The organism is Streptomyces sp. NPDC013187, assembly GCF_042899705.1.
GTDB lineage: Bacteria > Actinomycetota > Actinomycetes > Streptomycetales > Streptomycetaceae > Streptomyces > Streptomyces hawaiiensis_A.
In genome coordinates this window covers 200772-213300 of the sequence record NZ_JBIBAF010000012.1, presented here as the reverse complement: position 1 = coordinate 213300, position 12529 = coordinate 200772, and the positions used below count along the sequence as shown (strand labels likewise).

The window sequence follows — 12529 nt, the reverse complement described above, 5'->3', positions numbered from 1 at the left end:
ACCGGGCACGCTGACGTCCCGTCGGCGCCCCAGCGTAGCGTTCGTGATCTTCGGGCCCGCAGCCGATTCCCGCATCGGGCATCGGGCCGGGCAAGATGGGGGCGTGACCCTCATCGATCAGCTGCCGCGGACCCCTGACCCCGACGCCCTGTACGAAGCCTTCGAGTCGTGGGCCGGCGAGCGGGGTCTCACGCTCTACCCCCACCAGGAGGAGGCGCTGATAGAGGTGGTCTCCGGTGCGAACGTGATCGTGTCGACGCCCACCGGCTCCGGCAAGAGCATGATCGCGGCGGGCGCGCACTTCGCGGCCCTCGCCCGTGACGAGGTCACCTTCTACACCGCACCGATCAAGGCGCTGGTGTCGGAGAAGTTCTTCGAGCTGTGCAAGATCTTCGGCACCGAGAACGTCGGCATGCTGACCGGCGACGCGTCGGTCAACGCCGACGCCCCCGTCATCTGCTGCACCGCCGAGGTGCTGGCGTCGATCGCGCTGCGCGACGGCAAGGACGCCGATGTCGGCCAGGTCGTGATGGACGAGTTCCACTTCTACGCCGAGGGCGACCGCGGCTGGGCCTGGCAGATCCCGATCCTGGAGCTGCCGCAGGCGCAGTTCGTGCTGATGTCGGCGACGCTCGGCGACGTCTCCTTCTTCGAGAAGGACCTCGCCCGCCGCACCGGTCGTCCCACGGCGGTGGTCCGCTCGGCGACCCGGCCGGTCCCGCTGTCCTACGAGTACCGGTACACCCCGCTCACCGAGACGCTCACCGATCTGCTCTCCGCCCGGCAGGCGCCCGTGTACATCGTGCACTTCACGCAGGCGCAGGCCGTGGAGCGGGCGCAGGCGCTGATGAGCATCAACATGTGCTCGAAGGAGGAGAAGGAGCAGATCGCCGAGCTGATCGGCAACTTCCGCTTCACCACCAAGTTCGGCCGCAACCTCTCCCGTTACGTCCGGCACGGCATCGGCGTCCACCACGCCGGCATGCTGCCCAAATACCGCCGCCTGGTGGAGAAGCTCGCGCAGGCCGGTCTGCTGAAGGTCATCTGCGGCACCGACACGCTCGGCGTCGGCGTCAACGTCCCCATCCGCACCGTGCTGTTCACGGCCCTCACCAAGTACGACGGCACCCGCGTACGTACCCTGCGGGCCCGGGAGTTCCACCAGATCGCGGGCCGCGCCGGGCGGGCCGGGTACGACACGGAGGGCTTCGTCGTCGCGCAGGCCCCCGAACACGTCGTCGAGAACGAGAAGGCCCTCGCCAAGGCGGGCGACGACCCGAAGAAGCGCCGCAAGGTCGTCCGCAAGAAGGCCCCCGAGGGCTTCGTCGCCTGGTCGGAGCAGACCTTCGAGAAGCTCATCGGCTCCGAGCCGGAGCCGCTGACGTCCCGGTTCCGGGTGACGCACACGATGCTGCTGTCCGTGATCGCCCGCCCCGGCAACGCCTTCGAGGCGATGCGGAGGCTGCTGGAGGACAACCACGAGCCGCGCAAGCAGCAGTTGCGGCACATCCGCCGGGCCATCGCGATCTACCGCTCGCTGCTGGACGGCGGCATCGTCGAAAAGCTCGACCAGCCGGACGCCGAGGGCCGTATCGTCCGCCTCACGGTCGATCTCCAGCAGGACTTCGCCCTCAACCAGCCGCTGTCCACCTTCGCGCTCGCCGCGTTCGAGCTGCTCGACCCCGAGTCCCCGTCGTACGCCCTCGACATGGTGTCCGTCGTGGAGTCCACGCTCGACGACCCGCGGCAGATCCTCGCCGCCCAGCAGAACAAGGCGCGCGGCGAGGCCGTGGCCCAGATGAAGGCGGACGGTGTCGAGTACGAGGAGCGCATGGAGCGCCTCCAGGACATCACGTACCCGAAGCCCCTGGAGGAGCTGCTCTTCCACGCGTACAACACGTACCGCAAGAGCCACCCCTGGGTCGGCGACCATCCGCTGTCGCCGAAGTCCGTGATCCGCGACATGTACGAACGGGCGCTGTCCTTCACCGAGTTGGTGTCCCACTACGAGCTGGCCCGTACCGAGGGCATCGTGCTGCGCTATCTCGCCAGCGCCTTCAAGGCCCTCGACCACACCGTCCCGGACGACCTCAAGTCCGAGGACCTCCAGGACCTGATCGCCTGGCTGGGCGAGATGGTGCGCCAGGTGGACTCCAGCCTGCTGGACGAGTGGGAGCAGCTGGCCAACCCGGCGGAGATGACGGCCGAGGAGGCCCAGGAGAAGGCCGACGAGGTCAAGCCGGTCACCGCCAACGCGCGCGCCTTCCGTGTGCTGGTCCGCAACGCCATGTTCCGCCGCGTGGAACTGGCCGCCCTCGACCAGGTCGGGGAGCTGGGCGAGATGGACGGGGAGTCCGGCTGGGACGCCGACGCGTGGGGCGAGGCGATGGACAAGTACTGGGACGAGTACGAGGATCTCGGCACCGGCCCGGACGCCCGCGGCCCCAAGCTGCTGCTCATCGAGGAGGAACCGGACAACGCCCTGTGGCGGGTCCGGCAGATCTTCCACGACCCGAACGGCGACCACGACTGGGGCATCAGCGCGGAGGTCGACCTCACGGCCTCGGACGCGGAGGGCCGCGCGGTCGTCCGCGTCACCGACGTCGGCCAGTTGTGACGGGCCGGGCAGCAGCGAGCACAGGAGAATCCCACCCCATGACGACCAACCCTGCCGAGAGGCTCGTCGACCTGCTCGACCTGGAGCAGATCGAGGTCAACATCTTCCGCGGGCGCAGTCCGCAGGAGTCCCTGCAGCGGGTCTTCGGCGGTCAGGTGGCGGGGCAGGCGCTGGTCGCCGCCGGCCGCACCACCGAGGGCGACCGTCCCGTGCACTCGCTGCACGCGTACTTCCTGCGTCCCGGCCGGCCGGGCGTGCCGATCGTCTACCAGGTCGAGCATGTGCGCGACGGGCGGTCGTTCACCACCCGCCGGGTCACGGCCGTGCAGCAGGGCCGCACGATCTTCAACCTCACCGCCTCCTTCCACAAGCCGGAGGAGGGCAGCTTCGAGCACCAGCTGCCTCCCGCCCGCAAGGTTCCGGACCCGGAGTCCCTGCCCACCGTCACGGACGAGATCCGCGAGCACCTGGGCGCGCTGCCCGAGCAGCTGGAGCGGATGGCCCGCCGCCAGCCCTTCGACATCCGTTACGTGGACCGGCTGCGCTGGACCGTCGAGGAGGCCCGCGACGCCGAGCCGCGCAGCGCCGTGTGGATGCGCGCGGTCGGGCCGCTCGGCGACGATCCGCTCGTGCACACCTGCGCCCTCACCTACGCCAGCGACATGACCCTCCTGGACGCCGTCCGCATTCCGGTCGAGCCGCTGTGGGGCCCGCGCGGCTTCGACATGGCGTCGCTGGACCACGCCATGTGGTTCCACCGCCCGTTCCGCGCGGACGACTGGCTCCTCTACGACCAGGAGTCGCCGATCGCGGTCGGCGGCCGTGGCCTGGCCCGGGGCCGGATCTACGACCGTGAGGGCCGTCTCGTCGTGTCCGTGGTGCAGGAGGGGCTCTTCCGGAAGCTGGGCTGACCTCCGCCGCCGGGCCCTGCCCGCCGGGTGCCTGTCTGCCAGGGGCCTGTCTGCCGGGGGCCCTTTCGCCGGGGTTCCGATCGCGCCCCTGACCGGATCCGGCGACCATGGCAGGAGCAGGCACCGCCGACGTCACACGCCCGCCGATCCGGGAGGTGACCACGCTGCACTCCGTGCTCCCCGTCGTGTTCGCGATCTGCGCCGCCTTCAGCAACGCGGTCGCGACCGTGCTGCAACGCAAGGCGGCGCTCACCGTGCCCGCCTCCCAGGGGTTGCGGGCCGGGCTCATCGTCGATCTGCTGCGCCGGCCTGTGTGGCTGGCCGGCATCCTCGCGGTGATCGGCGCCGCCGTCTGCCAGGCGCTGGCCCTGGCCACCGGGCCGCTGACCATCGTGCAGCCGCTGTTCGTTCTGGAGCTGCCGCTCACCCTCATCGTCGCCTCTCTGCTGATGCACCGGCACCTGCCGGGAAGGGGCTGGCTGGCCGTCGCGGTGGTGGTGGCCGGGCTGGCGGTCGCGCTCGCCGCCGCCTCCCCCGCCGGCAACCGCACTCATGTGGCGCTGGACCGCTGGATTCCCGCGCTCGCCGTGTGCGCGGGGGCGGTCGCAGCCCTCGCCGTCGCGGCTCTCCGGCGGCCCGAGGGCCGTGCCCGGGCGGCCTGCCTGGGTGCCGCGACGGCGATCAGCTACGCGGTGACCGCGGCACTGATGAAGGCCGCCACCCACATCCTCGACGACCAGGGCCTCGTGGGCTTCCTCACCGCCTGGCAGACGTACGCCTTCGCCGCCACGGGCGTGTGCGCGCTGTTCCTGCTGGAGAACGCCATGCAGGCCGGCCCCCTGGTCGCCTCGCAGCCCGCGCTCACCCTGGGCGACGCCCTGGTGAGCCTCGCCCTCGGCATCACCCTGTACGAGGAGACCATCCGCTCCGGATGGTGGCTGCTGCCCCAGCTGATCGGCGTCGCGCTGATCGCCGCGGGCGTGCTGGCGCTGGCGCGCATCCCGTTCACACAGTCGCTGGTGGCCCCCGACGACGAGCGCGAGACCGCTGCGGCGCCCTGACCCCCAGGCCCACGACGGGACGCCGCGGCGAGCAGGCGGATCATGACCGGCGGGGCCGGTGACAGCTCGGCCGGGGGCAGCTCGGCCGGGGGCAGCTCGGCCGGGGGCGGTACCGCGGTGGCCCGCGCTGTCGGTCCGGCTTTCGCCGCGTCACCCGTCCGGCTGGCACCGCGGGCACCACACCGTGCCCCGGCCCGCCATACGGGTCCGGCGCAGCCCGGCGCCACACCGCGGGCACCTCGGGTCACGCTCGTCCCGGTGACCGGTGAGCCAGGAGTCACGCGGCGGTACGCAGCCGGCGGCGACGGACGAGCGCAGGGTGCGGCGCATCTCGCTGTACAGGCGACGGCGGTCCTCCGGGGTGAGATCACGCGCCCCGTGGTCGGGGCGCAGCCGGGCCCGCCACAGAATCTCGTCGGCGAGCAGATTGCCGAGCCCGGCGAGCACGGACTGGTCGGTGAGTGCCGTCTTGAGGTGCCCCCGGCGTGACGAGAGCACTTCCTCGAATTCCGCACGGTCCACCGCCAGCGCATCCGGCCCCTGCCCGCGCAGCAGCCGGTCGACGTCGGACTCGTCGTGGGCCAGCCACAGTCCCTGCAGTTTGCGCTGGTCACGGAAGCACAGCCGGCGGCCGCCGCCCAGCGTGAACAGGACGCGGTCATGTGACTCGACGGGATCGTCGACATGCCCGCAGACCAGCCGCCCGGTCATGCCGAAGTGCAGGACGAGAGTGGGACCGCCGGTCCGGGCGAGCAGCCACTTGCCGTGCCGCTCCGGCGTACCGAACCGCCGCCCTTCGAGTGCGTCCCTCAGCCTCCGGGTGTCGACGCCGTGCAGCACACCCGGGTCCCGCACGTCGACCCGGCGGATCACACGTCCCTTCACGCAGGTCTCGATCACCTGCCGGAAGCCTTCGACGTCGGGAAGCTCGGGCACGACCGGCGCGTCAGGTTTCCTGCAGGACGGAGAGCACGTTCCCCGCCGGGTCGGTGAACCAGGCGATCAGCGGGCCGCCACCCCGGAAGATGCCCTTGTCGTCCGTCTTGAGGTGGTCGTAGCGCTCGAAACGCACCCCTCTCCTGCCGAGCTCGTCGACCGCGGCCTCGATGTCGTCGACCGGGAAGTTGAGGATGGTGAACGTCGCCGGCGTGTGGTCCGGCTTGGGGTAGACCAGGGTGTCCCGGTCACCGGCGATGTGCAGGATCAGCAGCCCGTTCTCCTCCGACACCCGGAGCCCGAGTGTGTCGGCGTAGAACGCCTTGGCCGCGTCGATGTCGTCCACCGAGAACCCGCTGAACGCCTTCGTCGTACCGAACATGTCGCCTCCCTGAGTCAGTCTCCTCAGGGTGTGACCCCGGCGCATCCGGAAAGTCATCGGTCGCCGGGGCGCCCGGGGGTGACGCCGTACCGCCGGGTCACCCCACCGGCCGCCGGCCTCTGCGGCGGAACCAGCTCCGCAGGCCGTGCGGAGGTGTGCATTTCGAGGGCGCGGGCCGTTTCGCCGCCGTGGCGGGGGACGAAGCGGGGGATTCTGCTGCTGATGGCGGGGTCCGGGCTGAGACGAGCGGCCTTGGACTCGGTCGCGGTGCCGGGGGTGCGGTGGAGGGCTCCAGCGCTGGTGGCGGTGTCGGAGAAGGTGCCTTGGTGTGGGGGTCGTGGCGTCGGGCCGTGTCCAGCGTGTGGGTCAGGTCCGCGCGGAACCAGGCCACCTCGTCCGGTTCGCTCGCCGTCATCAGCGTCGCGGCCAGTTCGGCGGTGGGTGAACCGGGGGTGCCGTGCACCGGAAGCCGGGGACGGTGGCGGGCCAGCCGGGCTCGCTCTTCGGGGTCCCGGACGACGTCCGCCACGTCGGCCGGGTCGAGGAGGGAGGCGACCGCCGCCGCGCGCGCCCACGGGTCGTCACCGGCCTGCCGCGTCAGGAACCCCACGTGACGCCCGCGCCAGTTGCGGGACCGCCGGTCCACTCCGGCCTTCAGCCCTTCGCGGATCTCCAGGGGTGTGCGGCGGGCGGCCAGCAGCCGGGCGTTGCTTCTCTCGGCCGCGAACTGCCTCAGTTCTTCGACCAGATACAGCCAGACGACGGTCCGGTAGCGATTCAGGTAGAACGTCACCGGCACCAGCAGGCCGTAGCGCGCGAGGCTCGTGAACCTGCTGGGCGCCACTCCCATGAGCTCGGCGCCCTCCGTGGTGCCGGCGGTCGCGACGCGTTCGCGCAGGGCGCCCGGGAAACCGTCCCCGGACCGCAGCCGGTCGATCTCGGCCCGGGCCACATGCCTGCCCCCGCCTCCCTCATCCGGAACGGTCCGGATGAGCCCCAGGTTCACCGCGAGGTCGAACTCGCGCCGCTTGAGCTCCAGTTCACGGGCGGCTCGGCCCGGGGCGCAGGTGGTGCGGTCGGATGTCGTGCTGATACGTGCCATGGTCGGTCTCCCCCGCGGAGTCAGCGGCTCACGCCGTGTGCGGTGGCCTGTGCAGTGGCCGTGCGCGGTGGCCGTCTTCGATTGCCGTCTTCGATTGCCGTCTGCGACAGCCGTTCGCGGTGGCCGTTCGCGGTGGCCGTTATTGCGGTGGCCGTGAAAAAACCGTAGCCGCTTCGGCGGATCTCGTGGCGGGCCTGTGGATAACTCCACGGGGGATGATGAACGTGCAGGTCAGAGGTCTGTGAGCGGTTTTGGTTCGGGCTGGCGCGCATCGACGTCGAGGCGCTCGCCGACCCGATTGACCAGCAGTGTCATCTCATAGGCGATCTGGCCGATGTCGGCCTCCGCGCCGCTGAGGACGCACAGACAACTGCCCGCGCCGGCGGCCGTGACGAACAGCACCGCGTCGTCGAATTCGATCATCGTCTGGCGTACGTTGCCCGCGCCGAAGTGCCGTCCGGAGCCCTTGGCCAGGCTGTGCAGCCCGGACGACACGGCCGCGAGGTGCTCGGCGTCCTCGCGGCGCAGTCCGGTGCTCGCGCCGGTCACCAGGCCGTCGTTGGACAGGACGAGTGCGTGCCGCACTTCGTGGACGCGCTCGGTCAAGTCGTCCAGCAGCCAGTCGAGTCCCTGGTTCTGCGCCATCTTCCGTTCTCCCCGTTTTCTCCCCGTGCGAATTTCCTCCTGGCCGGAGGATCTCCTTGCCAGCCTTCCCCACGACCGCGGTCGGGGCAAGGAGGATGGGAGCCATGGCAGAGAAGATGACCGACGCGCAATGGCGGGAGTTCGTTTCCCACGGAACCCGCACCGCAAAGCTCTCCACGGTCCGGGCCGACGGCAGCCCGCACGTGGTTCCTATCTGGTTCCTTCTGGACGGCGACGAGGTGGTGTTCAACACCGGCAAGGACAGCGTGAAGGGGCGCAACATCGTCCGGGACGGCCGGATCGCCCTGTGCGTGGACGACGACCGGCCGCCGTACTCCTTCGTGGTACTGCGGGGCCGGGCCCGCGTCTCGGAGGACCTCGACGAGATACGGCACTGGGCGACCCGGATCGGCGCCCGGTACATGGGCGAGGAGCGCGCCGAGGAGTTCGGTGCGCGCAACGGCGTCCCCGGCGAACTCCTCGTCCGCGTCACCGTCGACAGGGTGCTGGCGGAGCGGGACGTCGCGAACTGACCGCGCGGCCCCCGCCTTCGCTCAGCCGACCGAGTCGAGCAGCCGGGCGGTGTGCATCCGCCCGGCGTACTCGACGAGCCGGATCAGCACCTCCTTTCCCGAGTCGCGGTCCCGGGCGTCGCACAGCACCACGGGTGTGCCCCTGTCGAGGTCGAGTGCGCGCGAGACGTCCGGGGCGCCGTGCCGCCGGGCGCCCGCGAAGCAGTTGACGGCCACGACGAACGGGATGCGCCGGTGCTCGAAGTAGTCGACCGCGGGGAAGCAGTCCTCCAGGCGGCGGGTGTCCGCGAGGACCACCGCACCGAGCGCCCCCTGCGACAACTCGTCCCACAGGAACCAGAAGCGGTCCTGGCCCGGCGTGCCGAACAGGTACAGGGAGAGGCCGGACCGGATGGTGATGCGTCCGAAGTCCATGGCGACGGTCGTCGTGGTCTTGTGGTCCACGCCGTCGGTGTCGTCCACCGACTGCCCTGCTTCGCTAAGGAGTTCCTCGGTGCGCAGCGGCCGGATCTCGCTGACGGCGCCCACCAGGGTGGTCTTGCCGACGCCGAATCCGCCGGCGACCAGAATCTTCAACGCCAGCGCGGCGGTCTCGCCGTCCGGGGCGTCGGAGTGCTCGGAGACCATTGATCACTTCTCTCAGGAGTGCCGGGTGTCGGCAGTGCCGGGTGCAGGACGTGCCGGGTGCAGGGTGCAGGACGTGCCGGGTGCAGGGCTTGCGTCGGTGGTGCGGTTTCCGTCGGTGCGTCGGGGCTACAGCGCTCTCAGGCCGTCGATCACCTCGCGCAGGATGCGTTCGTCGGGCAGCTGCGCCGGTGGAACGGGACGGCTGACGGTGACGCAGCCGAGTTCGAGGAGATCGCCGAGGAGGACCCTGACCACGCCGACGGGCAGGTCCGCACCTGCGGCGAGTTCGGCGACCGACTGGGTCTCCGGGCGGCACAGCTCGATGAGGTTGCGGTGTTCCGGGCCGAGCGGGGCGTCGTCCACCCCGGGTGCCCCAGGGTCCAGCGTGACCAGGGCGATCAGGTCGAACCGCACGCCGGTGGGGCCGGGCCGGGTGCGTCCGCCCGTCATGGCGTAGGGGCGGACGAGCGGGCCGGCCTCGTTGTCGTACCAATGGCTGCCCTGCTCACGCGGGGTGCCCGTCATGTCCTCGGTCATCTGCACGGACCGTTCTCCCGGTTCATCCGGCGGCGGGTGGCCGCGCGGCAGTGCGGGGCGCCGTGCCGAGGTGCTCGCCGACGCGTTTGACCAGGCGGGCCATCTCGTAGGCCACGAGGCCGATGTCGGCGGTGACGGCGGTGAGGAGGGCGAGGCAGGAGCCGTCGCCCGCGGCGGCCACGAACAGGAAGCCCTCGTCCATCTCCACCATGGTCTGGCGGACTCCGCCGGCGCCGAAGTGCCGTCCCGCGCCCTTGGCGAGGCTGTGGAAGCCCGAGGCGACCGCGGCGAGGTGCTCGGCGTCCTCACGGCGCAGGCCGGACGAGGCGCCCACGGCGAGGCCGTCGTTGGACAGCACCACGGCGTGCCGTATGTCGCTCACGCGGAACACGAGATCGTCCAGCAGCCAGTCGAGTTCGCCGGATCGCGGGGCGGACTGTGTGCTCGGGTCCTGGATCATGCGGGGTCTCCTTCGCTGCTGTCACTGCCCGCCGCGTGGCCCGGAGTGGTGTCGCGGCCGGGTTGCCTCCCGCCGCCGCGCGCCCAGCCGTCGCGGTAGGCGGCCATGCGGTCCCGTACGAGTTCGGGCGTTCGCTCGTCGTCCAGGGGCGCCGGCACGGGCGGCTGTTCCTCGGGGCGCTTGTCGCGCAGTTGGGGAGCGAGGCTGGCCTGACGTACGCGGCGCGGAAGGTCGTCGTAGTCTTCGGGCTGCTGCGGTGGGCGGTGCAGTCGCAAGGTGGCGACTCCTGGAGGTGGGGTCTGGCTCGGGGTCTCCGCGTGACGCGGGCCGTCCGCGTGATCTGAGATCTCCACGTGGCGCGGGCCGTCCGAGTGACCTGAGGTTTCCGCGTATCGCGAAGTCTTCGCACGGCGGGAGAGATCGGCGTGCGGCGAGGTCTCGGGCTCCGAGACGGATGGCACGGGAGCCACCAGGGCCCGCCGGTCGCTCTGGGCGGGGACGGCGTCCTGGAGCGGGGGATCGCCGGGCACGCGCGCATATGCGCGCGCCTCGGGCTCCTGCCGCGCGGGTTCCACCGCTTCGGGGGAGTGTGATGCCGCACCCGTGTGCAGGACAGCGGTGGGCAGCAGGACGACCGTGGTGGTGCCGCCGTACGGGGAGGTCCTCAAGTGGACCTTGACCTCGTGCCGGGCGGCGAGCCTGCTGACCACGAACAGGCCGAGCCGGTCGCTGTCGAACAGGTCGAGCGCCTCGGACTGGGCGATGCGGCGGTTGGCTTCGGCGAGGGTCTCCTTGCCCATGCCGAGGCCGCGGTCCTCGACCTCGACGGCGTAGCCGTTGCCGACGGGTTCGCCGGTGACGCGCACCCGCGTGTGGGGCGGGGAGAACTGGGCGGCGTTCTCGATGATCTCGGCCAGCAGATGGGTGAGGTCGGCGACGGCCGCGCCGGCGACGGCCGCCTCGGGAAGTTGCCGTACCTCCACGCGCGCGTAGTCCTCCACTTCGGAGACGGCCGCGCGGACCACGTTCGTCAGGGACACCGGCATGCGCCAGGCCCGGCCCGGGGCGGCCCCGGAGAGGATGATCAAGCTCTCCGCGTGGCGCCTCATACGGGTGGTGAGGTGGTCCAGGCGGAAGAGGTCGCTCAGCTCGTTCGGATCGTCGGAGCGGCGTTCCATGCTGTCGAGGAGGGACAGCTGCCGGTGGACGAGGATCTGGCTGCGGCGGGCGAGGTTGACGAAGACGCCGGAGATTCCGCTGGCGAGTTCGGCGCGTTCCACGGCGGCCCGCAGCGCTGCGCGGTGCACGGTGGTGAGGGCCTCGGCGACCTGCCCCGTCTCGTCCTCCGCCGGCGCTTCCGGCGGTGCCTCGGCACGGATGTCGATCTCCTCGCCCGCGCGCAGTCTGCGCATGGCGTCGGGCAGTTTCCGCCGGGCGATCTCCAGGGCAGTGTTGCGCAGGCCTTCCAGTTCCACCACGAGGCCGCGGCCGATACGCACGGAGATGACGAGCGAGGCGGCGACGGCGGCGAGGCCCAGCAGGACGGCGGCGCCGGCCGGGGTGAGCAGTCCTCGGGTGAACGGGTCGGCCCGCTCCGCGACCCCGCGTGCCGCGTCGTCCTCGATGGTGCGCATGCCGTTCTGCACGCGCGCGTGTGCCGTGTTCCAGCTGCTCTCGGGTGCCGCTTCGACCGCCTTCGCGCCCGGCCCCCGAGCGAGGACGATGTCCTCGGCGTCGCCCAGACCGGCGTAGGCGCTGCTGTCGGCGAGGGCCTCCCATGCGGAGCGTTCGACGCCGCTCAGGTCCGCGACGGCCGATGCGGTGAGCGTACGGCGCAGGTCGACGGCCCCGGTGAAGAGCCGCAGTCGCTCCCCCGTCAGGGTGCCGTCCAGGCGGGCGCTCGCCAGCAACGCGTCCTCCTGTGACAGCGCCTCGCCCGCGCGGGCCAGTTCGAGCAGCACGCGCGCGTCGGACCCGAGGTCGGCGTCCCGGATGCCGGTGAGGGCGCCTCCTACGCCGAACGCGGCCGAGATGGTCCGGGTGTAGCGGTCGTACGTCTCGGTCCAGCCGGCGCGCCGGTCCCGTACTTCGGTGCGCAGTGGCCGCAGTTGCTCGGCACCGGAGACGAACGTCTTCAGCCGCCGGGCGACCCCGGCGGGCAGTTCCCCGCTGTCGGCGACGGTGGTGCCCTGTCCGAGCCGTAGTTTCGCGACGGCCCGGTCGGTGCGCCGGGCGAGCTCGTCCAGTTCGTCGGTCCGGACGGCGGACGGGTCGGTGGCGTGCCGTACGGCGGCGGCGCGTTCGGCCTGGAGGGCGGTGACGGCGGCGGAGACGGGGGCGCGGACCGTGGCGTCGACGCGCTGGACCTGCCTGAGCCGGGAGACCTCCTGGGCGGTGGTGACGGTGGCGTATCCCCACAGGGCCAAGAGGGACACGACCGGCACCATCAGCAGGCAGACGATCTTGGCGCGTACGGTGCGGGGGCGTATGTGCCAGCGCTCCGCGCGCGCGGGCGCCTCGTCCTGCGCGGCGTCCGGGGGCGTGTCGGGGCTTTCGTCGGCCGGTGGCCCGGCGTGCGCGCGGCGTCCGCGCACGGGAGGGGGCGGCGCCTCGGCGCCTGCCGTGGGGGTCCTACGGGGTGTGCGCATGGACTCCTCGCTCGGGAGTGGATCGGAGGGCTGAGGGACGCGTCCTGGCAGGGGCACCCACGAAGTTCGG

The 12529-nt window shown here is 71.7% G+C and carries 12 protein-coding genes; 4 read left to right on the top strand and 8 right to left on the bottom strand.

The window, feature by feature from the left end; genetic code table 11:
- The first annotated feature begins 103 nt into the window (after window positions 1-103).
- From ACFY5B_RS26290 to ACFY5B_RS26280, 3 genes are all read left to right on the top strand, one after another.
- Entirely contained in the window at window positions 104-2617 is a 2514-nt protein-coding gene (locus ACFY5B_RS26290; protein WP_389973286.1) for a DEAD/DEAH box helicase, read from the top strand.
- A 38-nt stretch (window positions 2618-2655) separates the two neighbouring features.
- A complete protein-coding gene (locus ACFY5B_RS26285; protein ID WP_389973283.1) occupies window positions 2656-3528 on the top strand; it encodes an acyl-CoA thioesterase in 873 nt (290 codons plus the stop codon).
- Between the two features lie 164 nt (window positions 3529-3692).
- Window positions 3693-4589, top strand: coding sequence for a DMT family transporter (locus ACFY5B_RS26280; protein ID WP_389973462.1), 897 nt, complete (start codon window positions 3693-3695; stop codon window positions 4587-4589).
- A 150-nt stretch (window positions 4590-4739) separates the two neighbouring features.
- On the opposite strand, the gene ACFY5B_RS26275 is transcribed toward ACFY5B_RS26280, so the two are convergent.
- The 4 genes from ACFY5B_RS26275 to ACFY5B_RS26260 all read right to left on the bottom strand — a co-directional run bounded on the left by ACFY5B_RS26275 (window position 4740) and on the right by ACFY5B_RS26260 (window position 7654).
- Window positions 4740-5525 (bottom strand): Fpg/Nei family DNA glycosylase, encoded by a 786-nt coding sequence (locus tag ACFY5B_RS26275; RefSeq protein ID WP_389973280.1) that lies wholly within the window; start codon window positions 5523-5525, stop codon window positions 4740-4742.
- Window positions 5526-5535: 10 nt separating this feature from the next.
- Entirely contained in the window at window positions 5536-5907 is a 372-nt protein-coding gene (locus ACFY5B_RS26270) for a VOC family protein (RefSeq protein WP_389973277.1), read from the bottom strand.
- A gap of 97 nt (window positions 5908-6004) precedes the next feature.
- Window positions 6005-7009 (bottom strand): DUF6397 family protein, encoded by a 1005-nt coding sequence (locus tag ACFY5B_RS26265; protein ID WP_389973274.1) that lies wholly within the window; start codon window positions 7007-7009, stop codon window positions 6005-6007.
- 231 nt (window positions 7010-7240) lie between these two features.
- Window positions 7241-7654 carry a roadblock/LC7 domain-containing protein gene (locus ACFY5B_RS26260; protein WP_389973271.1) on the bottom strand — a complete coding sequence of 138 codons (414 nt, stop codon included), beginning with the start codon at window positions 7652-7654 and terminating at the stop codon, window positions 7241-7243.
- A gap of 104 nt (window positions 7655-7758) precedes the next feature.
- Here ACFY5B_RS26260 and ACFY5B_RS26255 point away from each other — a divergent pair, with 104 nt between their 5' ends.
- A complete protein-coding gene (locus tag ACFY5B_RS26255) occupies window positions 7759-8187 on the top strand; it encodes a PPOX class F420-dependent oxidoreductase (RefSeq protein ID WP_362045974.1) in 429 nt (142 codons plus the stop codon).
- A 21-nt stretch (window positions 8188-8208) separates the two neighbouring features.
- Here the strand turns inward: ACFY5B_RS26255 and ACFY5B_RS26250 are convergent, their stop codons facing one another.
- The 4 genes from ACFY5B_RS26250 to ACFY5B_RS26235 form a co-directional block, all read right to left on the bottom strand.
- A complete protein-coding gene (locus ACFY5B_RS26250; RefSeq protein ID WP_053674300.1) occupies window positions 8209-8814 on the bottom strand; it encodes an ATP/GTP-binding protein in 606 nt (201 codons plus the stop codon).
- Window positions 8815-8940: 126 nt separating this feature from the next.
- Complete coding sequence (locus ACFY5B_RS26245) at window positions 8941-9351, bottom strand: DUF742 domain-containing protein (protein WP_389973459.1); 411 nt, start codon at window positions 9349-9351, stop codon at window positions 8941-8943.
- A 22-nt stretch (window positions 9352-9373) separates the two neighbouring features.
- Window positions 9374-9811: a roadblock/LC7 domain-containing protein gene (locus tag ACFY5B_RS26240; RefSeq protein ID WP_389973267.1), complete on the bottom strand. Its 438-nt coding sequence runs from the start codon at window positions 9809-9811 to the stop codon at window positions 9374-9376.
- Window positions 9808-12459 (bottom strand): nitrate- and nitrite sensing domain-containing protein, encoded by a 2652-nt coding sequence (locus ACFY5B_RS26235; RefSeq protein WP_389973264.1) that lies wholly within the window; start codon window positions 12457-12459, stop codon window positions 9808-9810. The genes ACFY5B_RS26240 and ACFY5B_RS26235 overlap by 4 nt, the downstream gene beginning before the upstream one ends.
- Between the last annotated feature and the right edge of the window lie 70 nt (window positions 12460-12529).

What these genes read in the sequence shown, in the direction of transcription:
- ACFY5B_RS26285 (WP_389973283.1), top strand. Translation starts at nt 2,656, where the DNA reads ATGACGACCAACCCTGCCGAGAGGCTCGTCGACCTGCTCGACCTGGAG.
- ACFY5B_RS26270 (WP_389973277.1), bottom strand. Translation starts at nt 5,907, where the DNA reads ATGTTCGGTACGACGAAGGCGTTCAGCGGGTTCTCGGTGGACGACATC.
- ACFY5B_RS26265 (WP_389973274.1), bottom strand. Translation starts at nt 7,009, where the DNA reads ATGGCACGTATCAGCACGACATCCGACCGCACCACCTGCGCCCCGGGC.
- ACFY5B_RS26260 (WP_389973271.1), bottom strand. Translation starts at nt 7,654, where the DNA reads ATGGCGCAGAACCAGGGACTCGACTGGCTGCTGGACGACTTGACCGAG.
- ACFY5B_RS26255 (WP_362045974.1), top strand. Translation starts at nt 7,759, where the DNA reads ATGGCAGAGAAGATGACCGACGCGCAATGGCGGGAGTTCGTTTCCCAC.
- ACFY5B_RS26250 (WP_053674300.1), bottom strand. Translation starts at nt 8,814, where the DNA reads ATGGTCTCCGAGCACTCCGACGCCCCGGACGGCGAGACCGCCGCGCTG.
- ACFY5B_RS26245 (WP_389973459.1), bottom strand. Translation starts at nt 9,351, where the DNA reads ATGACCGAGGACATGACGGGCACCCCGCGTGAGCAGGGCAGCCATTGG.
- ACFY5B_RS26240 (WP_389973267.1), bottom strand. Translation starts at nt 9,811, where the DNA reads ATGATCCAGGACCCGAGCACACAGTCCGCCCCGCGATCCGGCGAACTC.
- ACFY5B_RS26235 (WP_389973264.1), bottom strand. Translation starts at nt 12,459, where the DNA reads ATGCGCACACCCCGTAGGACCCCCACGGCAGGCGCCGAGGCGCCGCCC.